The 25,708-nt window shown below is 53.8% G+C and carries 17 protein-coding genes, 4 tRNA genes and 3 rRNA genes; 6 read left to right on the top strand and 18 right to left on the bottom strand.

The annotated features are described in order from the left end of the window. Positions 1–181: 181 nt before the first annotated feature. Together rho and trxA are read right to left on the bottom strand one after the other, a co-directional pair. Positions 182–1,441 carry a transcription termination factor Rho gene (gene rho / locus EBC_RS02400; RefSeq protein WP_013200233.1) on the bottom strand — a complete coding sequence of 420 codons (1,260 nt, stop codon included), beginning with the start codon at positions 1,439–1,441 and terminating at the stop codon, positions 182–184. A 387-nt stretch (positions 1,442–1,828) separates the two neighbouring features. Then, positions 1,829–2,161: a thioredoxin TrxA gene (trxA, locus tag EBC_RS02395; RefSeq protein ID WP_013200232.1), complete on the bottom strand. Its 333-nt coding sequence runs from the start codon at positions 2,159–2,161 to the stop codon at positions 1,829–1,831. Positions 2,162–2,278: 117 nt separating this feature from the next. On the opposite strand from trxA, the gene rhlB reads away from it, so the two are divergent. Both rhlB and gppA read left to right on the top strand, forming a co-directional pair. Further along, positions 2,279–3,571, top strand: coding sequence for an ATP-dependent RNA helicase RhlB (rhlB, locus tag EBC_RS02390; protein WP_013200231.1), 1,293 nt, complete (start codon positions 2,279–2,281; stop codon positions 3,569–3,571). Between the two features lie 7 nt (positions 3,572–3,578). Continuing rightward, positions 3,579–5,063 carry a guanosine-5'-triphosphate,3'-diphosphate diphosphatase gene (gene gppA, locus EBC_RS02385; RefSeq protein WP_013200230.1) on the top strand — a complete coding sequence of 495 codons (1,485 nt, stop codon included), beginning with the start codon at positions 3,579–3,581 and terminating at the stop codon, positions 5,061–5,063. A gap of 61 nt (positions 5,064–5,124) precedes the next feature. Here the strand turns inward: gppA and rep are convergent, their stop codons facing one another. Further along, positions 5,125–7,146 carry a DNA helicase Rep gene (rep, locus tag EBC_RS02380; RefSeq protein ID WP_013200229.1) on the bottom strand — a complete coding sequence of 674 codons (2,022 nt, stop codon included), beginning with the start codon at positions 7,144–7,146 and terminating at the stop codon, positions 5,125–5,127. Positions 7,147–7,235: 89 nt separating this feature from the next. On the opposite strand from rep, the gene ppiC reads away from it, so the two are divergent. Next, complete coding sequence (ppiC, locus tag EBC_RS02375) at positions 7,236–7,517, top strand: peptidylprolyl isomerase PpiC (RefSeq protein WP_013200228.1); 282 nt, start codon at positions 7,236–7,238, stop codon at positions 7,515–7,517. 85 nt (positions 7,518–7,602) lie between these two features. Here the strand turns inward: ppiC and ilvC are convergent, their stop codons facing one another. Continuing rightward, the gene (ilvC, locus tag EBC_RS02370) at positions 7,603–9,081 is read right to left on the bottom strand and encodes a ketol-acid reductoisomerase (RefSeq protein WP_013200227.1); all 1,479 of its coding nucleotides are present in this window, start codon (positions 9,079–9,081) and stop codon (positions 7,603–7,605) included. A 164-nt stretch (positions 9,082–9,245) separates the two neighbouring features. On the opposite strand from ilvC, the gene ilvY reads away from it, so the two are divergent. Beyond that, positions 9,246–10,127 (top strand): HTH-type transcriptional activator IlvY, encoded by an 882-nt coding sequence (gene ilvY / locus EBC_RS02365; RefSeq protein WP_013200226.1) that lies wholly within the window; start codon positions 9,246–9,248, stop codon positions 10,125–10,127. Here the strand turns inward: ilvY and ilvA are convergent, their stop codons facing one another. The 6 genes from ilvA to ilvL form a co-directional block, all read right to left on the bottom strand. Beyond that, the gene (gene ilvA / locus EBC_RS02360) at positions 10,128–11,672 is read right to left on the bottom strand and encodes a threonine ammonia-lyase, biosynthetic (protein ID WP_013200225.1); all 1,545 of its coding nucleotides are present in this window, start codon (positions 11,670–11,672) and stop codon (positions 10,128–10,130) included. It abuts the gene before it with no gap. Positions 11,673–11,677: 5 nt separating this feature from the next. Then, complete coding sequence (ilvD, locus tag EBC_RS02355) at positions 11,678–13,528, bottom strand: dihydroxy-acid dehydratase (RefSeq protein WP_013200224.1); 1,851 nt, start codon at positions 13,526–13,528, stop codon at positions 11,678–11,680. 63 nt (positions 13,529–13,591) lie between these two features. Beyond that, positions 13,592–14,518, bottom strand: a complete 927-nt coding sequence (locus EBC_RS02350) for a branched-chain amino acid transaminase (protein ID WP_013200223.1) — start codon at positions 14,516–14,518, stop codon at positions 13,592–13,594. Between the two features lie 19 nt (positions 14,519–14,537). Beyond that, complete coding sequence (ilvM, locus tag EBC_RS02345; protein WP_041691853.1) at positions 14,538–14,795, bottom strand: acetolactate synthase 2 small subunit; 258 nt, start codon at positions 14,793–14,795, stop codon at positions 14,538–14,540. Then, positions 14,792–16,438, bottom strand: a complete 1,647-nt coding sequence (gene ilvG, locus EBC_RS02340; RefSeq protein ID WP_013200222.1) for an acetolactate synthase 2 catalytic subunit — start codon at positions 16,436–16,438, stop codon at positions 14,792–14,794. Before ilvG ends, ilvM begins: the two co-directional genes overlap by 4 nt. Before the next feature lie 140 nt (positions 16,439–16,578). After that, entirely contained in the window at positions 16,579–16,677 is a 99-nt protein-coding gene (gene ilvL / locus EBC_RS24950) for an ilv operon leader peptide (protein WP_071822090.1), read from the bottom strand. A 345-nt stretch (positions 16,678–17,022) separates the two neighbouring features. Here ilvL and EBC_RS02335 point away from each other — a divergent pair, with 345 nt between their 5' ends. Then, positions 17,023–18,543, top strand: a complete 1,521-nt coding sequence (locus EBC_RS02335) for a YifB family Mg chelatase-like AAA ATPase (protein ID WP_013200221.1) — start codon at positions 17,023–17,025, stop codon at positions 18,541–18,543. A gap of 25 nt (positions 18,544–18,568) precedes the next feature. On the opposite strand, the gene EBC_RS02330 is transcribed toward EBC_RS02335, so the two are convergent. After that, on the bottom strand, positions 18,569–18,907 hold the full coding sequence (locus tag EBC_RS02330; protein ID WP_013200220.1) for a DUF413 domain-containing protein: 339 nt from the start codon (positions 18,905–18,907) through the stop codon (positions 18,569–18,571). Positions 18,908–19,028: 121 nt separating this feature from the next. On the opposite strand from EBC_RS02330, the gene hdfR reads away from it, so the two are divergent. Next, positions 19,029–19,853, top strand: a complete 825-nt coding sequence (gene hdfR, locus EBC_RS02325; protein WP_041692181.1) for an HTH-type transcriptional regulator HdfR — start codon at positions 19,029–19,031, stop codon at positions 19,851–19,853. A gap of 143 nt (positions 19,854–19,996) precedes the next feature. Here the strand turns inward: hdfR and EBC_RS02320 are convergent. From EBC_RS02320 to EBC_RS02290, 7 genes are all read right to left on the bottom strand, one after another. Further along, positions 19,997–20,072, bottom strand: a tRNA-Trp gene (locus EBC_RS02320). A gap of 7 nt (positions 20,073–20,079) precedes the next feature. Continuing rightward, positions 20,080–20,156 (bottom strand) — tRNA-Asp (locus EBC_RS02315). A 101-nt stretch (positions 20,157–20,257) separates the two neighbouring features. Continuing rightward, a 5S ribosomal RNA gene (rrf, locus tag EBC_RS02310) occupies positions 20,258–20,373 on the bottom strand. 107 nt (positions 20,374–20,480) lie between these two features. After that, positions 20,481–23,388: ribosomal RNA gene (locus EBC_RS02305) — 23S ribosomal RNA — on the bottom strand. 201 nt (positions 23,389–23,589) lie between these two features. Further along, positions 23,590–23,665: transfer RNA gene (locus tag EBC_RS02300), tRNA-Ala, on the bottom strand. Between the two features lie 171 nt (positions 23,666–23,836). After that, positions 23,837–23,913 (bottom strand) — tRNA-Ile (locus EBC_RS02295). A 75-nt stretch (positions 23,914–23,988) separates the two neighbouring features. After that, positions 23,989–25,529, bottom strand: a 16S ribosomal RNA gene (locus EBC_RS02290). The 16S, 23S and 5S rRNA genes sit together here with 4 tRNA genes alongside, the layout of an rRNA operon. Between the last annotated feature and the right edge of the window lie 179 nt (positions 25,530–25,708).

The raw sequence follows: 25,708 nt of genomic DNA, 5'->3' as shown, positions 1-25,708 counted from the left end.
GTTTAATTCTCCAGTTGCTGAATATCGTATAGCCCATAAACGAAAAACGCCACGTCTGAGCGTGGCGTTCCCCGAGTTTTCTTATTTTTTTGCTGTCGCGAACAGCCCGATCCACACGAAAAGGCCAGAAAGAGCAGGTTCAGCCTGGCTGAACCTGAACGTTACAGCCCGATGAGTCGCCTTAAGAGCGTTTCATCATGTCGAAGAACTCATCGTTGGTTTTGGTCATTGCCAACTTGTTGATGAGGAACTCCATCGCGTCAATTTCACCCATTGGATGGATGATTTTGCGCAGGATCCACATCTTCTGCAGTTCTTCCGAGCTGGTAAGCAGCTCTTCTTTACGCGTACCTGAACGGTTGTAATCGATAGCAGGGAACACACGCTTCTCAGCGATTTTACGCGCCAGATGCAGTTCCATGTTGCCTGTACCTTTAAATTCTTCGTAGATCACTTCGTCCATCTTCGAACCGGTATCAACCAGTGCGGTGGCGATGATTGTCAGGCTTCCGCCCTCTTCTACGTTACGTGCAGCACCGAAGAAACGCTTTGGACGGTGCAGGGCGTTAGCATCAACACCACCGGTCAGGACTTTACCTGAAGCAGGAACAACGGTGTTGTAGGCACGCGCCAGACGGGTAATGGAGTCCAGCAGGATGATCACGTCTTTCTTGTGCTCAACCAGGCGCTTGGCCTTCTCGATAACCATTTCGGCAACCTGCACGTGGCGTGATGCTGGCTCATCGAAGGTAGATGCAATCACTTCGCCTTTCACCAGACGCTGCATCTCGGTCACTTCTTCCGGACGCTCGTCAATCAGCAGTACCATCAGTACGCAGTCTGGGTGGTTGTAAGCGATGCTGGTGGCGATGTTCTGCAGCAGCATGGTTTTACCGGCTTTTGGTGGTGCAACGATCAGACCACGCTGACCACGACCAATTGGCGAGGCCAGGTCCAGTACGCGAGCGGTCAAATCCTCGGTCGAACCGTTACCACGTTCCATGCGCAGACGAGAGTTTGCGTGCAGCGGGGTTAAGTTTTCGAACAGGATTTTGTTGCGGGCGTTTTCAGGTTTGTCGTAGTTAACTTCATTAACTTTCAGCAGGGCGAAATAACGCTCACCTTCTTTCGGCGGGCGGATCTTGCCGGAAATGGTGTCACCAGTGCGGAGGTTGAAGCGGCGGATTTGGCTAGGGGAAACGTAGATATCATCAGGACCGGCGAGGTAGGAACTGTCTCCAGAACGGAGGAATCCGAAGCCATCCTGCAAAATTTCCAGTACGCCGTCGCCGAAGATGTCTTCGCCGCTTTTTGCATGCTGCTTCAGGATGGAGAAGATAATGTCCTGTTTGCGCATACGGGCCTGGTTTTCAAGCCCCATGTTTTCGCCGAGTGTAATCAGGTCAGAAACCGGCGTATTTTTTAATTCGGTAAGATTCATAATGGTGGGTTCTTAAACTCGGGGTAAATCTCGGAATGATTGTCGTAAGTGGTATGGCGAAAAATCCATGCCTGTTAATGGCACTCTTGTCAGGATCCGCTCGATGATCACGTGCAGGAAAACGCAAATCTGAGACGAGGAGACGGTAAGGACAAGACGCCGGAAATTCTGATGATGCTAACCGTCAGATTGCTGAATGCCCGTAAGGAGAAGATGATTAGGCGTTCAACAAGGAATAAATCTAAGATTCAAACTACAGGTAAGTTCGTAGTGCAGTAAAAACAACTTAGCACGACTGATGTGAAACGTCTAGCAGCTGACTAAAAATATGCCGGGCACCTGACTGAGGGCAAATAAACCCCCTCAGACCAGGCGCCGGACAGGCTGTTAGCCCAGGTTCGCGTTAAGGAACTCTTTGAGCTGGCCTTTAGAAAGGGCGCCAACTTTCGTCGCCGCGACTTCGCCGTTTTTGAACAGCAGCAAAGTAGGAATACCACGAATACCGTATTTAGGCGCGGTGCCCGGGTTATCGTCGATATTCAGTTTCGCGATTGTCAGCTTGCCGTCGTACTCTTCGGCGACTTCATCGAGGATTGGGGCGATCATTTTACAAGGACCACACCACTCTGCCCAGAAGTCGACCAGCGTCAAACCTTCTGCTTTTAATACGTCGGAATCGAAGCTGTCGTCGGTCAGGTGAACAATTTTATCGCTGCTCATGTCTTACTCCAAAAGATTATGCCTGGCTGGTTGGCGTAAAATCTGCCAACTTAGGTTGACTTTATTTCACCGGATACGCTTTCGTAAAGCAATAGTAAGCTGATATTCTACCACACTATGAGCAAAACACACTTAACCGAACAGAAGTTTTCCGACTTCGCCCTGCACCCTCAGGTGATTGAAGCCCTTGAAACTAAAGGCTTTCATAACTGCACGCCGATTCAGGCGCTGGCATTGCCTTTCACGCTCTCAGGGCGTGATGTAGCGGGACAGGCGCAAACCGGTACCGGAAAAACGATGGCGTTCCTGACGTCAACGTTCCATCATCTTCTTTCTAACCCTGCGCCAGAAGGCCGTCAGGTGAATCAGCCACGTGCGCTGATCCTGGCCCCTACGCGCGAATTAGCCGTACAGATCCATGCCGATGCTGAACCGCTGACGCAGGCAACCGGTCTCAAGCTTGGGCTTGCTTATGGCGGTGACGGCTACGATAAGCAGCTGAAAGTGCTGGAAAGCGGTGTCGATATTTTAATCGGCACCACGGGCCGACTGATTGACTATACCAAGCAAAATCACGTTAACCTCGGCGCCATTCAGGTGGTTGTGCTCGATGAAGCGGATCGCATGTTCGATCTCGGCTTTATTAAAGATATTCGTTGGCTGTTCCGCCGGATGCCTGCGGCAAATCAGCGTCTGAACATGCTGTTCTCCGCGACCCTCTCTTTCCGTGTTCGCGAACTGGCGTTCGAAAACATGAACAACGCGGAATATGTGGAAGTGGAACCCGAGCAGAAAACCGGCCACCGCATCAAAGAAGAACTTTTCTATCCTTCTAATGAAGAGAAGATGCGCCTGCTGCAAACCTTGCTGGAAGAAGAGTGGCCAGATCGTGCCATTATCTTCGCGAACACCAAGCACCGTTGTGAAGATGTCTGGGGCCACCTGGCAGCAGATGGACACCGTGTTGGGCTGTTGACCGGCGATGTGGCACAGAAGAAACGTCTGCGTATTTTGGATGACTTCACTAAAGGTGATGTTGATATCCTGGTCGCCACCGACGTTGCCGCGCGTGGCCTGCATATCCCTGCGGTAACCCACGTGTTCAACTATGACCTGCCGGATGACCGTGAAGACTACGTGCACCGTATTGGTCGTACCGGACGCGCTGGCGCCAATGGACATTCTATCAGCCTGGCGTGTGAAGAGTACGCGCTGAATCTGCCTGCTATCGAAGAGTATATTGGCCACAGCATTACCGTGAGCCGCTATAACAGTGATGCGCTGATGACTGAACTGCCGCCACCGAAGCGTTTAACACGTCATCGTTCTGGCAATGGTCCACGTCGTGGCGGCAACAACAATCGCCGCAGCAGTGCACCACGCAACAATAACCGTAAACGTTCAGGTTAAAACAGCCATGCTGAGCGCGTCATCACTTTATGCTGCTATCGATCTGGGATCGAACAGTTTTCATATGTTGGTGGTGCGCGAGGTGGCTGGAAATATCCAGACCGTAGCGCGCATCAAGCGCAAAGTGCGTCTGGCCGCCGGCCTCGATAGCGAAAACCATCTTTCCGATGAAGCGATGGAGCGCGGCTGGCAGTGTCTGCGGCTGTTCTCAGAGCAGTTGCAGGACATTCCTGCTGAGCAAATTCGCGTCGTCGCCACCGCCACGCTGCGGCTGGCGTCGAATGCCGGCACCTTCCTGCAAACCGCCCAACACATTCTTGGCTGCCCGGTGAATGTCATCAGCGGCGAGGAAGAAGCACGCCTGATCTATCAGGGCGTTGCGCATACCACCGGCGGATCCGATAAGCGCCTGGTGGTGGACATTGGCGGCGGCAGTACGGAGCTGGTAACCGGAAGCGGTTCGCAAACCACCTCCCTTTTCAGCCTGTCGATGGGATGTGTCACCTGGCTTGAGCGCTATTTTGGCGATCGTCATCTGGCGAAAGCCAATTTTGAACAGGCAGAACTTGCCGCTCGTGCGATGATCCGCCCGATTGCTGCTGAGCTACGTGAGCACGGCTGGCAGGTCTGTGTGGGGGCTTCTGGCACCGTACAGGCGTTGCAGGAAATTATGATGGCGCAGGGCATGGATGAACGCATCACCCTGAGCAAGCTGCAGCAGTTGAAGCAGCGGGCGATTCAGTGCGGCAAGCTGGAAGAGCTGGAGATCGAAGGGCTGACGCTGGAGCGCGCGCTGGTATTTCCAAGCGGTCTGTCGATTCTGATCGCTATTTTCACCGAGCTGAATATCCACAGCATGACGCTGGCGGGCGGTGCACTGCGTGAAGGCCTGGTTTATGGCATGCTTCATTTGCCGATCGATCGTGATATTCGCAGCCGCACGCTGAAAAATATCCAGCGTCGTTTCACTATTGATGCCGAGCAAGCCGACCGCGTGCGCAATCTGGCAGAAAGTTTCGCCCGCCAGGTCAGCCACAGCTGGAAACTGGACGATCGATGTCGGGAGCTGCTGGACAGTGCCTGCCTGATGCACGAAATCGGTCTGAGCGTCGATTTCAAACAGGCTCCGCAACACGCTGCCTATCTGATCCGCCATCTCGACCTTCCCGGCTTTACTCCCGCACAGAAAAAACTGCTGGCAACCTTGCTGCAAAATCAGGTCAACAGTATCGATCTGGCGGTACTAAGCCAGCAAAATGCCATCCCTCCGCGAATGGCTGAACGACTCTGTCGTTTGCTGCGTCTGGCGATCATTTTCTCCAGCCGTCGACGTGACGATACGCTACCTGCGGTTCGGCTTCATGCCGATGACGATGCGTTGCATGTGACGCTGCCCGCAGGCTGGTTGGAAGCGCATCCGCTTCGTGCGGAGCTGCTGGAGCAAGAATGCCACTGGCAGAGCTATGTTCACTGGCCGCTGACCATCGGCTGACAGACAGGCAGTAAAAAGGGGCTGATTCAGCCCCTTTTTCATTTTTAACCGTTCAGTGATTCTACTTCCCTTTCGCCTTATCGAGCATCGCTTTCAGATTGGCGACGCGGCTTTGTCCGGTCTGCATCCGCTCTTCGGCGCTGACAATCTTACGCTCGGATTCCCACTTCAAATCATCCTGTGGTAGCTCCATCAGAAAACGACTCGGTTCCGGGCGGATGGTCTCGCCATATTGCCGACGCTCGCGGCACAAGGTGAAGGTCAGCTCTTTACGCGCGCGGGTGATGCCCACGTAGGCCAGCCGACGCTCTTCTTCAACGTTGTTCTCATCGATGCTGCTTTGATGTGGCAACAGCCCTTCTTCCATCCCAACCAGGTAGACGTAGGGGAATTCCAGGCCTTTCGACGCATGCAGCGTCATTAACTGAACCTGATCCATATCTTCCTCGCTTTCGCCGCGCTCCATCATATCGCGCAGCGTAAACCGGGTGACAACCTGCGTCAGCGTCATCGCCTCATCGATATCGCTGCCCTCCAGCATTTCTGTCATCCACTGGAACAGCGTATTGACGTTTTTCATCCGCATTTCGGCCGCTTTTGGGCTGGCAGAGGTTTCAAACAGCCAGCTTTCATAGTCGATACCGCGGATTAGATCGCGAACAGCGGCGACCGGCTCACGTTCAGCCAGCTGTGCGACTTCCTGCAGCCAGAACGTGAAGCGCTGTAGCGATTCCAGCCCACGTCCTGACAACGTCTGCTCAAGCCCCATATCGAAGCTGGCGGTAAACAAACTCTTGTTGCGCTGCATCGCCCACTCACCCAGCTTCTGCAACGTCGCCGAGCCAATTTCACGCCGGGGCGTATTCACAATGCGCATAAATGCGCTGTCATCATTGGGATTGGTCAGCACGCGCAGATACGCCAGCAGATCCTTGATCTCCGGTCGGGAGAAGAAAGAGGTTCCCCCGGAGATGCGGTAAGGAATGCGGTTCTGCATCAGCATTTTTTCGAATACGCGCGACTGATGGTTGCCACGATAGAGGATCGCGTAATCCTTGTACTGGGTCTTATTGATAAAGTGATGGGCAATCAATTCACCAATCGTCCGCTCCGCCTCATGATCTTCGTTGTTGGCGGTGACGACTTTCAGCTCTGCGCCATAACCCAGTTCGGAGAAAAGGCGTTTCTCAAACACATGCGGATTGTTGGCAATCAGAATATTGGCGGCTTTCAGGATGCGCTCGGTGGAGCGGTAATTCTGTTCCAGCTTGATGACCTGCAACGCCGGGAAATCCTCGTTTAGCAGCACCAGGTTTTGCGGCCGCGCGCCGCGCCAGGAGTAGATCGACTGATCGTCATCCCCTACCACGGTAAAACGCGCGCGTGCGCCCACCAGCAGCTTCACCAGTTCATACTGGCTGGTGTTGGTATCCTGATATTCATCCACCAGCAGGTAACGGATGCGCTGTTGCCAGCGCTCCAGCACTTCCTGATTGCGCTGGAAAAGCAGGGTCGGCAGCAAAATCAAATCATCAAAGTCGAGCACGTTGCAGGACTTCAGATGCTTGTCGTACAGGCCATAACAGTGGGCGAAAAGCTTATCCCGCTCCGACACGGCACCCGCCGCCGCACGGGAGGGATCCATCAGATCGTTCTTCCAGTTGGAGATCGTGGAGATCAGCTGTTGCAGCAAGGTCTTGTCATTTTCCAGCCACTCTTCGGTCAGATCCTTCAGCAAAGCCAGCTGATCCTGATCGTCAAATAGCGAAAAGTTCGACTTCATACCCAACGCGGCATACTCGCGCTTGATGATCTCCAGCCCCAGGGTGTGGAAGGTGGAAATCATCAGCCCACGCGCTTCTTTGCGCCCGAGCGTTTGCGCCACACGCTCTTTCATCTCGCGCGAGGCCTTGTTGGTAAAGGTTACCGCGGCAATATGGCGCGCCTGATAGCCGCATTCACGGATCAGATGGGCGATTTTATTGGTGATCACGCGTGTTTTGCCCGACCCCGCACCCGCCAGCACCAGGCAGGGCCCGGTAACAAATTCGACGGCATGTTGTTGGCCAGGATTCAGACGCATAGGAAAGTCGCTCGATGAAAAGACAGAAGGAAAGAGAAATTCAGCGTGGTAGTATAGCCAGCAGCATCCATACGACTCAAGGTACGATCATGGCAAAAACCGCAGCAGCACTCCATATCCTTGTTAAGGAAGAAAAACTGGCTCAGGATATTCTGGCTGAGCTGGAAAAAGGCGCAGACTTTGAAAAGCTGGCCAAGAAGCATTCCACCTGCCCATCGGGCAAAAAAGGCGGCCATTTAGGCGAGTTCAAACAGGGCGCAATGGTGCCGGCGTTTGATAAAGTGGTGTTCTCCTGCCCACTTATCGTGCCCTATGGTCCTCTGCATACCCAGTTCGGTTACCACATCATCAAGGTGTTGTACCGCAACTGATTGCCGGATGACAGACGAAAAAAAAGAGCGGATTCCGCTCTTTTTTTTGCTTTCGGGCCAGTGAAACCAGCCCGTCAGTCAGGCATTAACCGGCAACGGCAATACGCTTCATGTCAGTCATGTAGCCACGCAGTTTACTACCAACGGCTTCGATTGGATGGTGACGAATGGCTTCGTTAACATCACGCAGCTGAGCGTTGTCGATGGCGGTAGAGGTCGCCTGTGATTTGCCCAGATCGCCGGCCTGCAGGGTAGTCATAAACTCTTTCAGCAGCGGAACTGCCGCGTAAGAGAACAGATAGTTACCGTATTCCGCCGTGTCAGAGATCACCACGTTCATTTCATACAGACGCTTACGCGCGATGGTGTTCGCGATCAACGGCAGCTCGTGCAGAGATTCATAGTAAGCTGACTCTTCGATAATGCCGGCATCAACCATGGTTTCAAATGCCAGCTCAACGCCTGCTTTGACCATCGCGATCATCACCACGCCTTCATCAAAGTACGTCTGCTCTGCAATTTTACCTTCGAACTGTGAAGCCGTTTCGAAGGCCGTTTTACCGGTCTCTTCACGCCAGCCCAGCAGTTTCTTATCGTCGTTCGCCCAGTCAGCCATCATGCCGGAAGAGAATTCACCGGAGATGATGTCATCCATGTGCTTCTGGAACAGTGGCGCCATGATGGTTTTCAGCTGCTCAGACAGCGCGTAAGCACGCACTTTCGCTGGGTTAGACAGACGATCCATCATCAGCGTGATGCCGCCCTGCTTCAGCGCTTCGGTCACGGTTTCCCAACCGAACTGAATCAGTTTCTCGGCATAGGCCGGGTCAGTCCCTTCTGCCACCAGCTTGTCGAAGCACAGCAGTGAACCCGCCTGCAGCATACCGCACAGAATTGTCTGCTCGCCCATCAGGTCAGATTTCACTTCAGCAACGAAGGAAGATTCCAGAACACCGGCACGGTGACCACCTGTTGCAGCGGCCCAGGCTTTAGCAATCGCCATGCCTTCGCCTTTCGGATCGTTTTCCGGGTGAACCGCAATCAGCGTTGGAACACCGAAACCACGCTTGTACTCTTCACGGACTTCAGTGCCCGGACATTTCGGCGCAACCATCACTACAGTAATGTCTTTACGAACCTGCTCGCCCACTTCAACGATGTTGAAGCCGTGTGAGTAACCCAGCGCCGCGCCATCTTTCATCAGCGGCTGAACAGCCTGAACAACAGAGGTGTGCTGCTTGTCTGGCGTCAGGTTAACCACCAGGTCGGCCTGCGGGATCAGCTCTTCGTAGGTTCCCACTTTGAAGCCGTTTTCGGTCGCTTTACGCCATGAAGCACGCTTCTCAGCAATCGCTTCTGCACGCAGGGCGTAAGCAATATCCAGACCGGAGTCACGCATGTTCAGACCCTGGTTCAGGCCCTGAGCACCACAACCAACGATGACGACTTTTTTGCCTTTCAGGTAGCTTGCTTCATCAGCAAATTCTTCACGGGACATGAAGCGGCATTTACCTAATTGCGCCAACTGGTTGCGCAGGTTCAAAGTGTTGAAATAGTTAGCCATGGAAACTCCGTATAGGGTTGTTTGGGTCTTTTAATAAGGAGGGAACGCCTTTCGCGCTTACCCTGTATAAACCTTATCATATGACAGGAAATGCATTGCTTAAATTGATATATTAACAACGTGACATTGCAAAAACTGCAACGTGAAATTGAGGCCTGAATTATATGGACTTACGTGATCTGAAACTGTTCCTTCATCTGGCCGAAAGCCGGCATTTTGGCCGCAGCGCAAGGGCGATGCACGTCAGTCCTTCCACCTTATCCCGACAAATTCAGCGGCTGGAAGAAGACCTCGGCCAGGCTTTGTTCCTGCGGGATAACCGTACGGTCACCCTGACCGATGCAGGTGAGCAGCTGCGCCAGTTCGCCCAGCATACGCTGTTGCAGTATCAACATCTGCTGCATTCCATTGGGCAGAATGGCCCATCACTCAGCGGTGAGCTGCGCCTTTTTTGTTCCGTGACCGCGGCGTACAGCCACTTGCCACCGATTCTGGATCGCTTCCGTGCTGAACATCCGCTGGTAGAAATTAAGCTGACAACCGGGGATGCCGCGGACGCGGTGGAGAAAGTGCAGAGCACAGAGGCTGATATTGCCATTGCAGGACGGCCGGAAACGCTGCCGGCCAGTATTGGCTTTACGCCGATTGGGCTGATCCCGCTGGTGTTGATTGCCCCGGCGTTGCCCTGCCCGGTCCGGACTCAGGCCACAGAACCTGAGCCGGACTGGTCAGAGATCCCGTTTATTTTGCCCGATCAGGGTCCTGCCCGGCAGCGTATTGATTTATGGTTCCGCCGCCGCCGCATTCCTAACCCGTTGATTTACGCCACGGTGGCCGGTCACGAAGCGATTGTGTCGATGGTTGCGCTGGGCTGTGGCATTGCTTTGCTGCCGGATGTGGTGCTGGAGAACAGCCCGGAGTCCGTGCGCAATCGTATTCTTGAGCTGGATAATGTGGAGATGGTCGCACCGTTCGAACTGGGCGTTTGCGTACAAAAAAAGCGGCTCAATGAGCCGCTTATCGATGCGTTTTGGGCACTGATGTAACTAGCCTGCGAGGAAGAAGCTGAAGGCCGGGTTGTTACTTTCATCATGGAAATCATAGCCCAGCTCGGCCAGATGCTCTTCAAACTGGGGCTCGCTGTCGCTGAGCTCAAAGCCTGCCAGCACCCGACCATAGTCAGTGCCGTGGCTACGATAATGGAACAACGAAATATTCCAGTGTGTGCCCAGCGTTTGCAGGAAGCGCAGTAATGCGCCCGGCGCTTCAGGGAACTCAAAGCTGAATAACCGCTCACGCAGCGGTTTTGAAGGGCGTCCGCCGACCATATAACGCACGTGCAGCTTGGCCATTTCATCGTCGGACAGGTCGACAACTTTATAGCCGCCCTCTTGCAACAGTTGCAGGATTTCGCTGCGCTCTTCAAGCCCACGCGTCAGCCGCACGCCAACAAAAATGCAGGCGTTATCGGCATTCGCATAGCGATAGTTAAACTCGGTGACCGAACGGCCGCCAAGCAGTTGGCAAAACTTCAGGAAGCTGCCTTTCTGCTCCGGAATGGTGACCGCCAGCAATGCCTCGCGCTGTTCACCCAACTCACAACGCTCCGAGACATACCGCAGGCCATGGAAGTTGACGTTTGCGCCGGAGAGCACGTGTGCCAGACGTTCCCCTTTGATCTGGTGCTGTTGGATATACTTTTTCATGCCGGCCAGTGCCAGCGCCCCGGAAGGCTCGGCAACGGCGCGGACATCCTCAAATAAATCCTTCATCGCCGCACATATCGCATCGCTGTCGACGGTGATGATGTCGTCGAGATACTCCTGGCACAGACGGAAGGTTTCATTGCCGATGCGTTTGACCGCCACACCTTCAGCAAAGCCCCCAACGCGGGCCAGATCGACAGGATGACCCGCGTCGAGCGCCGCCTTCAGACAGGCCGAATCTTCTGCTTCCACCGCGATCACTTTGATCTGCGGCATCAGCTGTTTAATCAGCACGGCAACACCTGCTGCCAGACCGCCGCCGCCAACGGGCACGAACACGCGGTCAAGATGCGCATCCTGCTGAAGCAGCTCCATCGCCAGCGTACCCTGTCCGGCGATCACCATCGGGTGATCGAATGGCGGCACAAAGGTGTAGCCCTTCTGCTCCGCCAGTTCGATGGCCTTGGCTTTCGCTTCGTCAAAGTTGGCACCAAACAGGTAAGCCTCACCGCCAAACGCCCGCACCGCATCCACTTTGATATCTGCGGTAGTCACTGGCATCACAATCAGGGAAGCAATCCCTAACTTTGATGCCGATAACGCCACGCCCTGAGCATGATTGCCGGCGGAGGCGGTAATCACCCCGCGCGCTTTCTGCTCTTCATTCAACGTTGCGATCATCGCGTAAGCTCCGCGCAGCTTGAAGCTGTGCACCGGCTGACGATCTTCACGCTTGACCAAAATGGTGTTGCCCAGACGGGAAGAGATCTTCTCCATCTTCTGCAACGGGGTCACCTGCGCCACTTCGTAGACCGGCGAACGGAGAACCGCCCGCAGATACTCCGCGCCGCATGGCTCGTCGGGTAACGGTTGAGACTCAGCCATCGTTGTTAGCCTCCCAGCTTGCTCTTGTCACGCACAGCGCCCTTGTCCGCACTGGTTGCCAGTAAGGCATAAGCGCGCAGGGCATAGGAAACTTCACGCACACGACCATGTGGCGTGTAGGCCTCGCTACCGCGGGCTTCTTCTTCTTCGCGACGGGCATGCAGCACGTTATCTGGCACATCAACCTTGATGCCGCGATTAGGAATATCGATATCAATGATGTCGCCGTCTCTCACCAGCGCAATGGTTCCGCCGCTGGCCGCTTCTGGTGAAGCATGGCCGATTGACAGCCCGGAAGTACCGCCGGAGAAGCGTCCATCGGTGATCAGCGCACAGCTTTTACCGAGGCCCATCGATTTCAGATAGGTGGTCGGGTAAAGCATTTCCTGCATGCCCGGTCCGCCTTTAGGCCCTTCGTAACGGATTACAACCACGTCACCGGCAACCACTTTGCCGCCCAGGATCGCCGCAACGGCATCATCCTGGCTTTCGTAAACTTTGGCCGGACCACGGAAGGTGTGGCTCTCTTTTTCCACGCCCGCCGTTTTGACGATGCAACCATCTTCAGCGAGGTTACCGTACAGCACGGCCAGACCACCGTCCTGACTGAAGGCGAATTCACGCGTACGAATACAGCCTTCTTTGCGATCGTCATCCAGCGTTTCCCAGCGGCAGTCCTGAGAGAACGCCTGCGTGGTGCGGATACCGGCCGGGCCAGCACGGAACATTTTCTTCACGTCTTCATCTTTGGTCAGCATGATGTCGTACTGATCCAGCGTTTCCTGCAGGGTCAGACCCAGCACGTTACGGACGCTTTGATCCATCAGGCCGGCACGGCTTAATTCGCCGAGGATACCGAATACGCCACCGGCGCGGTGCACGTCTTCCATATGGTATTTCGGGGTGCTCGGCGCCACTTTACACAGGTGTGGCACTTTGCGTGACAGACGGTCAATGTCTGACATGTTGAAGTCGATATCACCTTCCAGCGCAGCGGCCAGCAGGTGCAGAACGGTGTTGGTGGAACCGCCCATGGCGATATCCAACGTCATGGCGTTCTCGAAAGCCGCTTTATTGGCGATGTTACGCGGCAGCGCGCTTTCATCATCCTGCTGATACCAGCGTTTGGTCAGTTCAACAATGCGCTTACCGGCATTCAGGAACAGGTCTTTACGGTCGGCGTGAGTCGCCAGCAGTGAACCGTTACCCGGTTGGGAAAGGCCCAGCGCTTCGGTCAGGCAGTTCATCGAGTTGGCGGTAAACATACCGGAACAGGAGCCACAGGTCGGGCACGCGGAGCGTTCGATCTGCTCGCTGTCGGCATCGCTGACGTTCGGGTTTGCGCCCTGGATCATCGCATCAACCAAATCCAGCTTGATGATTTTGTCAGAGAGCTTGGTTTTACCGGCTTCCATCGGGCCGCCAGAAACGAAGATCACGGGGATATTCAAACGCAGGGAAGCCATCAGCATCCCCGGGGTGATTTTGTCGCAGTTGGAGATACAGACCATCGCATCGGCACAGTGCGCATTCACCATGTACTCAACCGAGTCTGCAATCAATTCACGCGACGGCAGGGAGTACAGCATGCCGCCATGCCCCATCGCGATCCCATCATCCACCGCAATGGTGTTGAACTCTTTTGCCACGCCGCCGGACGCTTCAATCTGCTCAGCGACCAGTTTCCCCATGTCGCGCAGGTGAACGTGGCCCGGTACGAACTGGGTAAAGGAGTTAACTACCGCAATGATTGGCTTACCGAAATCGTCGTCGGTCATTCCAGTGGCGCGCCAGAGGGCACGGGCACCGGCCATATTGCGGCCATGTGTGGTGGTAGCGGAACGTAACTTAGGCATGCTCATACTCCAAAATCAGATAGTGCGCGGGCGTCATATGACGCCCGCTCAGGTATTTTTTTATTATGGGTTAACCGAATCCAGCCAGCCCCATTTGTCTTCTGTTTCGCCAGTGAACAGGCCGAAGAAGGCGGACTGAATGCGGGCAGTAACCGGGCCGCGCTTGCCTTCACCTACCTGGATACCGTCTACGCTGCGAACCGGTGTGATTTCAGCAGCCGTACCTGACATGAAGACTTCATCGGCCAGATACAGAGATTCACGTGACAGCACCTGCTCACGCACTTCGATACCCATGTCTTTAGCCAGCTTGATGATCGCATCACGCGTAATGCCCGGCAGCGCGGAAGAGGTGAATGGCGGGGTAAACAGAATGCCCTCTTTCACTTCGAACAGGTTCTCACCCGCACCTTCAGAGATGTAGCCCTGAGTATCCAGAGCGATACCTTCCTGATAGCCGTGGCGGCGAGCTTCGCTGCCTACCAGCAGTGAGGACAGGTAGTTACCGCCCGCTTTAGCAGCAGTTGGGATGGTGTTGGGTGCCACACGGTTCCAGGAGGACACCATGGCATCAATACCCTGCTCCAGCGCTTCAGGACCCAGGTACGCGCCCCAAGGGAACGCGGCAATGATCACATCGGTGCTGAAGCCTTCTGGCGGGTTAACACCCAGACCCACGTCGCCAACGAAGACCAGCGGACGGATATAAGCGCTTTTCAGTTTGTTGACGCGCAGAACTTCGCGGCACGCTTCCATCAGTTCATCAACGCTCTGGCTGACCGGGAAACGATAGATTTTTGCAGAGTCGTGCAGGCGCTGCATATGTTCACGATGGCGGAAGACTACCGGGCCTTTGTGCGAGTCGTAGCAGCGGACGCCTTCAAACACAGACGTACCGTAGTGCAGTGCGTGGGACATCACGCTGACCTTCGCGTCTTCCCACTTAACCATCTCGCCATTGAACCAGATAAAGTCAGCTTTCTTCGTCATTCTTATTTTCCTTTCGCGCTCAGGCGCGGATCTGTTGTGTTGTCTGTTGTTGGATCTGGACGCACGCGACATCCATCAGCTTGCTTAATTGTGTTGACAGTAAATCGACTGAGCGCTGGCTGGCAACGGTCATTTCAATATTAATGTTGTCGGTATTATTACTGGAAGCCATATTCATCGCACACACCTGAAAACCACGGTGTCTGACAACCCGCAATATCCGCTCCAGTATTTCGGGTCTGAAGCGGGCTTCGATAGACAATTGATGCTGCATCATGAGGTTTTCTCCATCATATTTTCGTTGCTGGCACCAGGCGGTACCAAAGGCCAGACGTTTTCATGCTCGTCGATGGCGACGTGGAGCATGTATGGCCCTTCACTGTGCAGCAAAGCGTCTAATGCGGCGTCGACCTGGTCTTTCCGGGTAATGCGCTGGCCAGGGATATCAAACGCGCTGGCCAGGGTCAGAAAGTCTGGATTGTCGGACAAATTGGTTTCGCTGTAGCGCTCGGAGAAGAACAGTTGCTGCCACTGGCGAACCATGCCCAAACGCTGGTTATCCATCAGCACGATTTTGACCGGCAGCTGCTTACGTTTAATGGTGCCGAGTTCCTGCACGTTCATCATGAATGAACCATCGCCGGAAACGCAGATAACGGTATCGTCCGGGCGGGCAACCTGCGCACCGACGGCGGCTGGCAGGCCAAAGCCCATCGTGCCCAGCCCGCTGGAGGTGATGAAGTTCTCCGGGCGGTTGAAAAGCATATGCTGTGCGGCCCACATCTGATGCTGGCCCACATCAGTGGTGACGATAGCGCTGGCGGGTTTACGATCGGACAACTGCTTCAGGAACAATGGGGCAAAGATAGCTTCACCTGGATGATCGTAACGCCAGCCGTTTTCCGCTTTCATCGTGATGACGTGATCGCGCCAGGCGCTGATGTCTGCCGGATGATATAAGTCTGGCAGCATTTTATTCAGGTCGCCGCGCATTGCCACATGGGCCTGACGCAGTTTATTCAATTCAGCCGGGTCAATGTCCATATGGATCACGCTGGCATGTGGAGCGAAGGTGTTTAACTTGCCCGTCACACGGTCATCAAAGCGCGCACCGACGGCAATCAACAAATCACACTGCTGCACTGCGTAATTAGCGGCTTTGGTACCATGCATACCTAACATGCCCAGGTAGCATGGGTCTTCGGCATCGGGCGTACCCAATCCTTTAAGCGTAGCAACAGTTGGAATACCGGTCTCTTTAACGAAAGCGCGCAGTGCCTCAACGGCGCCGGCCATGCCAACACCGCCGCCGACATAGAGGATTGGCTTCTTCGCCTGCGCCAGCATGGCTCTAGCCAGCTGCAATTCCTGATAAGGATGCTCGGTTTCGGCTTCGACCGGCAACAGGTGAGCCGTTAACTCGCCACTCGCCAGCTGAATATCTTTAGGAATGTCGATCAGTACCGGGCCAGGACGACCAGACTGCGCGATAGCGAAAGCTTCAGCCATCACTTCTGGCAGTTCTTCCAGTGATTCCACCAGGAAGCTGTGTTTGGTGCAGGACAGGGACATTCCCAGCACGTCAATTTCCTGAAACGCATCAGTACCGATAAAGGCAGAGGAAACCTGACCGGTGATCGCCACCACAGGCACAGAATCCATCATCGCATCAGCCAGGCCGGTGATCAGGTTCGTTGCACCCGGGCCGGAAGTGGCGATACACACGCCGACTTTGCCAGTAGAACGGGCGTAGCCGATAGCGGCCATTGCTGCGCCCTGCTCATGGCGACAGAGTAGGTGTTCGACGCCACCGTCATAGAGCGCATCATAGACGGGCATAATCGCCCCACCCGGATAGCCGAAAACTGTCTCGACACCGTGCGCACGCAACGCCTGAACCACCCACTGAGCACCATTCATAGTTATTTCCCCGCCTCTGGCTGGGAACAACAGCATTTTATTCTACTGTTCATAATCTGTTCCTCTGTCATTGATAACCTGCCAAAAAAAAACCCCCGGACCTTTCGGTGCGGGGGTTCTTTCGAAATCAGGCTTGATTTTTAAGCCTTTCTTTCTCCGAGCGTAGCCCCGCACGGCGTGATAATAATCACGACGACGTTAATAATGACTAGGCTGACGACTCGTAGAAGGGCTTTCATTTGTATTCGATAATTTCGCTTGTTCGAAGTAATGCCTACAGAGTTATCACAGTTAGCGAGTCAAACTCAACTTTTTTGATCATTTTATTTTATGCTGCGCGCTGCAATATTCAAAAAAGCGATGGTTATTCAGGGAGTAAGCCAGATCCTGAAAATTATTCATTACGCACCCTGCGCAATGACTACAGGTGAAAAAAACACCGTTCATATTGCGAGCCCTGTCGAACGCCACTCATAAAATCTGTCCTCAGGACGATGTTCTTTGCGAGCCCGCCCGGTAAAGCAGCCGCGGGCACTCGAAAGTGTTCCGCTGAAAAGTAAGACTGCGATAAACAAGGAGTGTCTATGTCGCTATCTCTCGCCTATACCCGAGCCGCTATTGGTATCGAGGCGCCATTGGTGTTGGTTGAAGTTCATCTCAGTAATGGCCTGCCCGCGCTTTCACTGGTGGGTCTGCCTGAAACGACGGTAAAAGAAGCCCGCGATCGGGTACGCAGTGCCATCATCAACTGTGGCTTTACCTTTCCCGCTAAACGCATCACCGTCAATCTTGCGCCAGCCGATCTTCCCAAAGAAGGAGGAAGATACGATCTTCCTATCGCAATAGCGATTCTGGCGGCCTCAGAACAGATTCCTGCGGAGAAATTGGGGCAATTTGAATTCCTGGGAGAGTTAGCTTTAACAGGTGCTCTCCGTGGCGTACAGGGCGCTATTCCCGCAGCGCTGGCAGCCACTCAGGCACAGCGCCAGCTGATCTTGTCGAGCGATAACCTTGAAGAGGTCGGCATGATCCACGAGGCGAAAAGCTTGCTGAGCAGTCATCTATTAAACGTTTGCCATTTTCTGGCCGGCCACACAACGCTTGAAGAGGCACGATGTGAGTTACCTGAGGTAGGTTGGCAAGGAGGAGACCTCAGTGACATCGTGGGTCAGCAACAGGCTAAGCGGGCACTGGAAATTTGTGCCGCCGGTGGGCATAACCTGTTACTGATTGGGCCACCCGGCACAGGGAAGACCATGCTTGCCACCAGGCTAACCGGGTTGATGCCATCATTAAGCGATGAGGAGGCCCTGGAGAGCGCCGCAATCGCCAGCCTGGTCAGCACAGGTGTCCTGCATCAGCAATGGCGACAGCGCCCATTCCGGGCCCCTCATCACACGTCATCACGCTATGCACTGGTCGGTGGCGGTTCAATGCCAAAACCCGGCGAGATTTCGCTGGCACACAATGGCATTCTGTTCCTGGATGAGCTGCCAGAGTTTGATCGTAAAACGCTGGATGCGCTGAGAGAACCGCTGGAGTCTGGTGAGATTTGTATTTCACGCGCGCGGGCGAAAGTGACCTACCCGGCGCGCTTTCAGTTAATAGCCGCAATGAACCCCAGCCCGACAGGTCATTATCAGGGTACCCATAATCGCAGCACGCCGCAGCAGACGCTTCGCTACCTCAACAAACTGTCCGGGCCGTTCCTCGATCGCTTCGATCTGTCGCTTGAAGTCCCTCTGCTTCCACCTGGCACACTGAGCAGGCAAAACGCCAACAGTGAAAGCAGCACCACTATTCGGCTGAGGGTGATTGCGGCCCGACAACGCCAGCTTAATCGTGCCGGAAAGGTTAATGCCCTGATTCAGCCCAAAGAAATTAAGCGCGATTGCCGGATAACGCAGCAGGATGCGCAGTGGCTCGAAGAGGTGTTGAATCAGTTAGGTCTGTCAGTTCGCGCCTGGCAGCGTATTCTGAAGGTTGCCCGCACGATTGCAGATTTAGGAAAGAAGGAGAGTATTCAGCGAGAGCACCTGCACGAGGCGCTAAGTTATCGGGGGATCGACAGGTTACTTAGCCATCTACAGAAAAGTCTGGAATGAAAAAGGGGCCGAAGCCCCTTTTATCTTAATCGTCGCTATCCGTGTAATCTTCCACACCTTCCATCTGTGGCTTACCGCCAGACAGGGTGTGGAAACGTTTAGGACGCTTAATCCGGCTCATGTACTTGGACCAGACGCGCTCTGCTTCAGTCTGTGGCTCACGGATGCCGCGGCACACCTCAACAAACAGACGCTCTTCTTCCGTTGCAGGCTCACGTTTTACCAGATCCAACTCGTTAAAAGCGTAACCATAACGCTCAAGAAGTTGGGCTTCTTTGATGGTGAAATCACCATGACGGGAGAATCCACGCGGATAGTGTTTGTTGTCAAAAAAACGATTAGTTGTTGCGAAGCTTTCCGCCATTCTACACGCTCCTAACTCTTCTATGGCCGTGCTATTTATGGCGCGGAGTATTAGATACGCTTGACAGAGTGTAAAACAAAACATTTAAATCATAACGACAAATGTTTTTTAGGAGATGGATGTGGATACGGAATTACTGAAGACCTTTCTTGAAGTGAGCAGAACTCGCCACTTTGGACGTGCCGCTGAAGCGCTCTATCTCACACAATCGGCCGTGAGTTTTCGCATCAGGCAGCTTGAAAATCAGCTGGGGGTGAATCTTTTTACCCGTCACCGCAATAACATACGGCTGACTTCGGCTGGTGAGCGCCTGTTGCCTTACGCCGAAAGTTTGATGAGCACATGGATGATGGCCAAGAAGGAAGTCTCGCACACCCAGCAGCATCATGAGCTGTCGATAGGGGCCAGTGCGTCGTTATGGGAGGCTTACCTCACGCCCTGGCTGCAGACACTGTATGAGAATCGTGAAAGCCTGCACCTCGAAGCGCGCGTCGCTCAGCGTCATCTGCTGGTGAAGCAATTGCATGAGCGTCAGTTGGATCTGCTGATCACCACTGAGGCACCGAAAATGGATGAGCTCACCAGCCAGCAAATTGGGCATATCTCATTAACCCTGTATCGTTCACGAAAAACGGACAAACGTGAGAAATATGACTATATCAAGCTGGAATGGGGCGCTGATTTTCACCAACATGAGAGCTACCTTGCCGGTGCAGATGACGTCCCTGTGTTAACGACCACCTCGGCCCATTTAACCCGGCAGCTGCTGCACACCACGGGAGCCTGCTCATTCTTGCCGGACATCTGGCAAAGTGAATACCCGGATCTGGTGGTGATCCCGGACACGCCAGTGGCCGTCAGACCGCTTTATGCCGTGTGGCTACAGAACAGCGATCAACAAACGCATATTCGTCAGTTGATTAAATTTCCGGTTAATACGCAGTAACTCGGGCATGAAAAGCGAGCAGAATGGTCAGTTTACTGGCCATTTTTTTCATCTGAAGAGAGGGAATTGGAGGAGTTTGCAGCAGAAATCGCTGTATTACAGGCAAAAAAAAATCCTTTGCCGAAGCAAAGGATCATTTTTAATGGCAGGGGCGGAGAGACTCGAACTCCCAACACCCGGTTTTGGAGACCGGTGCTCTACCAATTGAACTACGCCCCTAAAAGGGTGGCGGAACGGACGGGGCTCGAACCCGCGACCCCCTGCGTGACAGGCAGGTATTCTAACCAACTGAACTACCGCTCCACCGATTCTGTACTGACTTCAGAATGTTGCTTCTGATATCAGGTGTTTCGCCCTTTCCGTGTCACTGGAAAGGTCATGACCATAAAATGGTCTAAATTGATGCCTGGCAGTTCCCTACTCTCGCATGGGGAGACCCCACACTACCATCGGCGCTACGGCGTTTCACTTCTGAGTTCGGCATGGGGTCAGGTGGGACCACCGCGCTAAAGCCGCCAGGCAAATTCTGTTATTCACGCCGCCATAGGGCCGCGCAAATTTATCCGGTTCAAGCTGAAAATATCTGTTCGTGTCTCTCAGACACCACCAGAACGCTTCTGGTGTTGTAAGGTTAAGCCTCACGGGTCATTAGTACCGGTTAGCTCAACGCATCGCTGCGCTTACACACCCGGCCTATCAACGTCGTAGTCTTCAACGTCCCTTCAGGGGCCTTAAAGGCCCAGGGAAGATTCATCTCGAGGCAAGTTTCGCGCTTAGATGCTTTCAGCGCTTATCTTTTCCGCACTTAGCTACCGGGCAATGCCATTGGCATGACAACCCGAACACCAGTGGTGCGTTCACTCCGGTCCTCTCGTACTAGGAGCAACCCCTCTCAATCTTCCAGCGCCCACGGCAGATAGGGACCGAACTGTCTCACGACGTTCTAAACCCAGCTCGCGTACCACTTTAAACGGCGAACAGCCGTACCCTTGGGACCTACTTCAGCCCCAGGATGTGATGAGCCGACATCGAGGTGCCAAACACCGCCGTCGATATGAACTCTTGGGCGGTATCAGCCTGTTATCCCCGGAGTACCTTTTATCCGTTGAGCGATGGCCCTTCCATTCAGAACCACCGGATCACTATGACCTGCTTTCGCACCTGCTCGAGCCGTCACTCTCGCAGTCAAGCTAGCTTATGCCATTGCACTAACCTCACGATGTCCGACCGTGATTAGCTAACCTTCGTGCTCCTCCGTTACTCTTTAGGAGGAGACCGCCCCAGTCAAACTACCCACCAGACACTGTCCCCACGCCGGATCACGGCGCCAGGTTAGAACATCAAACGTTAAAGGGTGGTATTTCAAGGTTGGCTCCACGCAGACTGGCGTCCACGCTTCAAAGCCTCCCACCTATCCTACACATCAAGGTTCAATATTCAGTGTCAAGCTATAGTAAAGGTTCACGGGGTCTTTCCGTCTTGCCGCGGGTACACTGCATCTTCACAGCGAGTTCAATTTCACTGAGTCTCGGGTGGAGACAGCCTGGCCATCATTACGCCATTCGTGCAGGTCGGAACTTACCCGACAAGGAATTTCGCTACCTTAGGACCGTTATAGTTACGGCCGCCGTTTACCGGGGCTTCGATCAAGAGCTTCTCCTTGCGGATAACCCCATCAATTAACCTTCCGGCACCGGGCAGGCGTCACACCGTATACGTCCACTTTCGTGTTTGCACAGTGCTGTGTTTTTAATAAACAGTTGCAGCCAGCTGGTATCTTCGACTGGCTTCAGCTCCGGGAGCAAGTCCCTTCACCTACGCGCCAGCGTGCCTTCTCCCGAAGTTACGGCACCATTTTGCCTAGTTCCTTCACCCGAGTTCTCTCAAGCGCCTTGGTATTCTCTACCTGACCACCTGTGTCGGTTTGGGGTACGATTCCGTGTTACCTGATGCTTAGAGGCTTTTCCTGGAAGCAGGGCATTTGTTACTTCAGCACCGTAGTGCCTCGTCATCACACCTCAGCGTTAAAAAGAGTCCGGATTTACCTAAACTCTCCGCCTACATGCTTAAACCGGGACAACCGTCGCCCGGCTAACATAGCCTTCTCCGTCCCCCCTTCGCAGTAACACCGAGTACAGGAATATTAACCTGTTTCCCATCGACTACGCCTTTCGGCCTCGCCTTAGGGGTCGACTCACCCTGCCCCGATTAACGTTGGACAGGAACCCTTGGTCTTCCGGCGAGCGGGCTTTTCACCCGCTTTATCGTTACTTATGTCAGCATTCGCACTTCTGATACCTCCAGCAGCCCTCACAGGCCACCTTCGACGGCTTACAGAACGCTCCCCTACCCAACAACGCATAAGCGTCGCTGCCGCAGCTTCGGTGCATGGTTTAGCCCCGTTACATCTTCCGCGCAGGCCGACTCGACCAGTGAGCTATTACGCTTTCTTTAAATGATGGCTGCTTCTAAGCCAACATCCTGGCTGTCTGTGCCTTCCCACATCGTTTCCCACTTAACCATGACTTTGGGACCTTAGCTGGCGGTCTGGGTTGTTTCCCTCTTCACGACGGACGTTAGCACCCGCCGTGTGTCTCCCGTGATAACATTCTTCGGTATTCGCAGTTTGCATCGGGTTGGTAAGCCGGGATGGCCCCCTAGCCGAAACAGTGCTCTACCCCCGAAGATGAGTTCACGAGGCGCTACCTAAATAGCTTTCGGGGAGAACCAGCTATCTCCCGGTTTGATTGGCCTTTCACCCCCAGCCACAAGTCATCCGCTAATTTTTCAACATTAGTCGGTTCGGTCCTCCAGTTAGTGTTACCCAACCTTCAACCTGCCCATGGCTAGATCACCGGGTTTCGGGTCTATACCCTGCAACTTAACGCCCAGTTAAGACTCGGTTTCCCTACGGCTCCCCTATACGGTTAACCTTGCTACAGAATATAAGTCGCTGACCCATTATACAAAAGGTACGCAGTCACACCACGAAGGTGCTCCCACTGCTTGTACGTACACGGTTTCAGGTTCTGTTTCACTCCCCTCGCCGGGGTTCTTTTCGCCTTTCCCTCACGGTACTGGTTCACTATCGGTCAGTCAGGAGTATTTAGCCTTGGAGGATGGTCCCCCCATATTCAGACAGGATGTCACGTGTCCCGCCCTACTCATCGAACTCACAATAAGTGCATTTTTGTGTACGGGAGTATCACCCTGTACCCTGCGACTTTCCAGACGCTTCCACTAATGCACAAACTGATTCAGGTTCTGGGCTGTTCCCCGTTCGCTCGCCGCTACTGGGGGAATCTCGGTTGATTTCTTTTCCTCTGGGTACTTAGATGTTTCAGTTCCCCAGGTTCGCCTTGCAACACTATGTATTCATGTTGCAATGATGCACCAAAGTGCACCGGGTTTCCCCATTCGGGTATCGTCGGTTATTACGGTTCATATCACCTTACCGACGCTTATCGCAGATTAGCACGCCCTTCATCGCCTCTGACTGCCTAGGCATCCACCGTGTACGCTTAGTCACTTAACCTCACAACCCACAAGCGTCCCGAAAGACACGTGCTGTTGTAAGCATTTGAGAGACTCGAACATATCGTTAATTTCATTCTTATTACGGAGAATGAAAACGACATGTCGTTTCAATTTTCAGCTTGTTCCGGATTGTTAAAGAGCATAATACTTCGCAGCACACCGTTGCCGGTACGCTCTGAAGTATTGTCAGAAAACTGCATGGTGGAGCTAAGCGGGATCGAACCGCTGACCTCCTGCGTGCAAGGCAGGCGCTCTCCCAGCTGAGCTATAGCCCCATACAGTTACTGCAGAGACCATCTACTACCACTTACGTTCTTTTCTTTCGAAGAGGACGTTGAGGACATAACTCTTTGGGAGAAATGTAATTTTTGCTCAGGCAAGGCATGCGAAAGGGAAGTTTACTGAAGGTAAACGACCGCGCGCATAACGCAGCATGAGTGAAAATTTGGTAGGCCTGAGTGGACTTGAACCACCGACCTCACCCTTATCAGGGGTGCGCTCTAACCACCTGAGCTACAAGCCTGTAGAGGTTTTTTCTGCTCGTTACTTTTCTATCAGACAATCTGTTGTGGACACTACGCGGGAGAGTATCTTCAGGTAAGGAGGTGATCCAACCGCAGGTTCCCCTACGGTTACCTTGTTACGACTTCACCCCAGTCATGAATCACAAAGTGGTAAGCGCCCTCCCGAAGGTTAAGCTACCTACTTCTTTTGCAACCCACTCCCATGGTGTGACGGGCGGTGTGTACAAGGCCCGGGAACGTATTCACCGTAGCATTCTGATCTACGATTACTAGCGATTCCGACTTCACGGAGTCGAGTTGCAGACTCCGATCCGGACTACGACGCACTTTGTGAGGTCCGCTTGCTCTCGCGAGTTCGCTTCTCTTTGTATGCGCCATTGTAGCACGTGTGTAGCCCTGGCCGTAAGGGCCATGATGACTTGACGTCATCCCCACCTTCCTCCGGTTTGTCACCGGCAGTCTCCTTTGAGTTCCCGACATTACTCGCTGGCAACAAAGGATAAGGGTTGCGCTCGTTGCGGGACTTAACCCAACATTTCACAACACGAGCTGACGACAGCCATGCAGCACCTGTCTCACGGTTCCCGAAGGCACTAAGGCATCTCTGCCGAATTCCGTGGATGTCAAGGCCAGGTAAGGTTCTTCGCGTTGCATCGAATTAAACCACATGCTCCACCGCTTGTGCGGGCCCCCGTCAATTCATTTGAGTTTTAACCTTGCGGCCGTACTCCCCAGGCGGTCGACTTAACGCGTTAGCTCCGGAAGCCACGCCTCAAGGGCACAACCTCCAAGTCGACATCGTTTACGGCGTGGACTACCAGGGTATCTAATCCTGTTTGCTCCCCACGCTTTCGCACCTGAGCGTCAGTCTTTGTCCAGGGGGCCGCCTTCGCCACCGGTATTCCTCCAGATCTCTACGCATTTCACCGCTACACCTGGAATTCCACCCCCCTCTACAAGACTCTAGCCTGCCAGTTTCAAATGCAGTTCCCAGGTTAAGCCCGGGGATTTCACATCTGACTTGACAGACCGCCTGCGTGCGCTTTACGCCCAGTAATTCCGATTAACGCTTGCACCCTCCGTATTACCGCGGCTGCTGGCACGGAGTTAGCCGGTGCTTCTTCTGCGGGTAACGTCAATCGACAAGGTTATTAACCTTATCGCCTTCCTCCCCGCTGAAAGTACTTTACAACCCGAAGGCCTTCTTCATACACGCGGCATGGCTGCATCAGGCTTGCGCCCATTGTGCAATATTCCCCACTGCTGCCTCCCGTAGGAGTCTGGACCGTGTCTCAGTTCCAGTGTGGCTGGTCATCCTCTCAGACCAGCTAGGGATCGTCGCCTAGGTGAGCCATTACCCCACCTACTAGCTAATCCCATCTGGGCACATCCGATGGTGTGAGGCCCGAAGGTCCCCCACTTTGGTCCGAAGACGTTATGCGGTATTAGCTACCGTTTCCAGTAGTTATCCCCCTCCATCAGGCAGTTTCCCAGACATTACTCACCCGTCCGCCACTCGTCACCCGAGAGCAAGCTCTCTGTGCTACCGTTCGACTTGCATGTGTTAGGCCTGCCGCCAGCGTTCAATCTGAGCCATGATCAAACTCTTCAATTAAAAGTTCGATTTGCTGAAACAAGTTCAGCGGTGCTCAAGTGTAAAACGTCATAATGAATTTCATTATGTGTTCACTCTTAAGGCTTGATATTTTTTTGCGCCCTGCGGCGCTGATATCAATCCTGCGAGTGCCCACACAGATTGTCTGATAAATTGTTAAAGAGCAGTGCCACATAATC

The organism is Erwinia billingiae Eb661 (assembly GCF_000196615.1).
Taxonomy (GTDB): Bacteria; Pseudomonadota; Gammaproteobacteria; order Enterobacterales; family Enterobacteriaceae; genus Erwinia; species Erwinia billingiae.
Note: the sequence above shows the minus strand (reverse complement) of the source record. Positions and strands in the feature narration are given on the sequence as shown.

Coding starts and splice junctions, on each gene's coding strand:
- rep (WP_013200229.1), bottom strand. CDS start 7,146: ATGCGTCTGAATCCTGGCCAACAACATGCCGTCGAATTTGTTACCGGG.
- ilvG (WP_013200222.1), bottom strand. CDS start 16,438: ATGAATGGTGCTCAGTGGGTGGTTCAGGCGTTGCGTGCGCACGGTGTC.
- ilvA (WP_013200225.1), bottom strand. CDS start 11,672: ATGGCTGAGTCTCAACCGTTACCCGACGAGCCATGCGGCGCGGAGTAT.
- ppiC (WP_013200228.1), top strand. CDS start 7,236: ATGGCAAAAACCGCAGCAGCACTCCATATCCTTGTTAAGGAAGAAAAA.
- EBC_RS02350 (WP_013200223.1), bottom strand. CDS start 14,518: ATGACGAAGAAAGCTGACTTTATCTGGTTCAATGGCGAGATGGTTAAG.
- rho (WP_013200233.1), bottom strand. CDS start 1,441: ATGAATCTTACCGAATTAAAAAATACGCCGGTTTCTGACCTGATTACA.
- ilvY (WP_013200226.1), top strand. CDS start 9,246: ATGGACTTACGTGATCTGAAACTGTTCCTTCATCTGGCCGAAAGCCGG.
- EBC_RS02330 (WP_013200220.1), bottom strand. CDS start 18,907: ATGGCGGAAAGCTTCGCAACAACTAATCGTTTTTTTGACAACAAACAC.
- rhlB (WP_013200231.1), top strand. CDS start 2,279: ATGAGCAAAACACACTTAACCGAACAGAAGTTTTCCGACTTCGCCCTG.
- trxA (WP_013200232.1), bottom strand. CDS start 2,161: ATGAGCAGCGATAAAATTGTTCACCTGACCGACGACAGCTTCGATTCC.
- ilvC (WP_013200227.1), bottom strand. CDS start 9,081: ATGGCTAACTATTTCAACACTTTGAACCTGCGCAACCAGTTGGCGCAA.
- EBC_RS02335 (WP_013200221.1), top strand. CDS start 17,023: ATGTCGCTATCTCTCGCCTATACCCGAGCCGCTATTGGTATCGAGGCG.
- gppA (WP_013200230.1), top strand. CDS start 3,579: ATGCTGAGCGCGTCATCACTTTATGCTGCTATCGATCTGGGATCGAAC.
- ilvM (WP_041691853.1), bottom strand. CDS start 14,795: ATGATGCAGCATCAATTGTCTATCGAAGCCCGCTTCAGACCCGAAATA.
- ilvL (WP_071822090.1), bottom strand. CDS start 16,677: ATGAAAGCCCTTCTACGAGTCGTCAGCCTAGTCATTATTAACGTCGTC.
- ilvD (WP_013200224.1), bottom strand. CDS start 13,528: ATGCCTAAGTTACGTTCCGCTACCACCACACATGGCCGCAATATGGCC.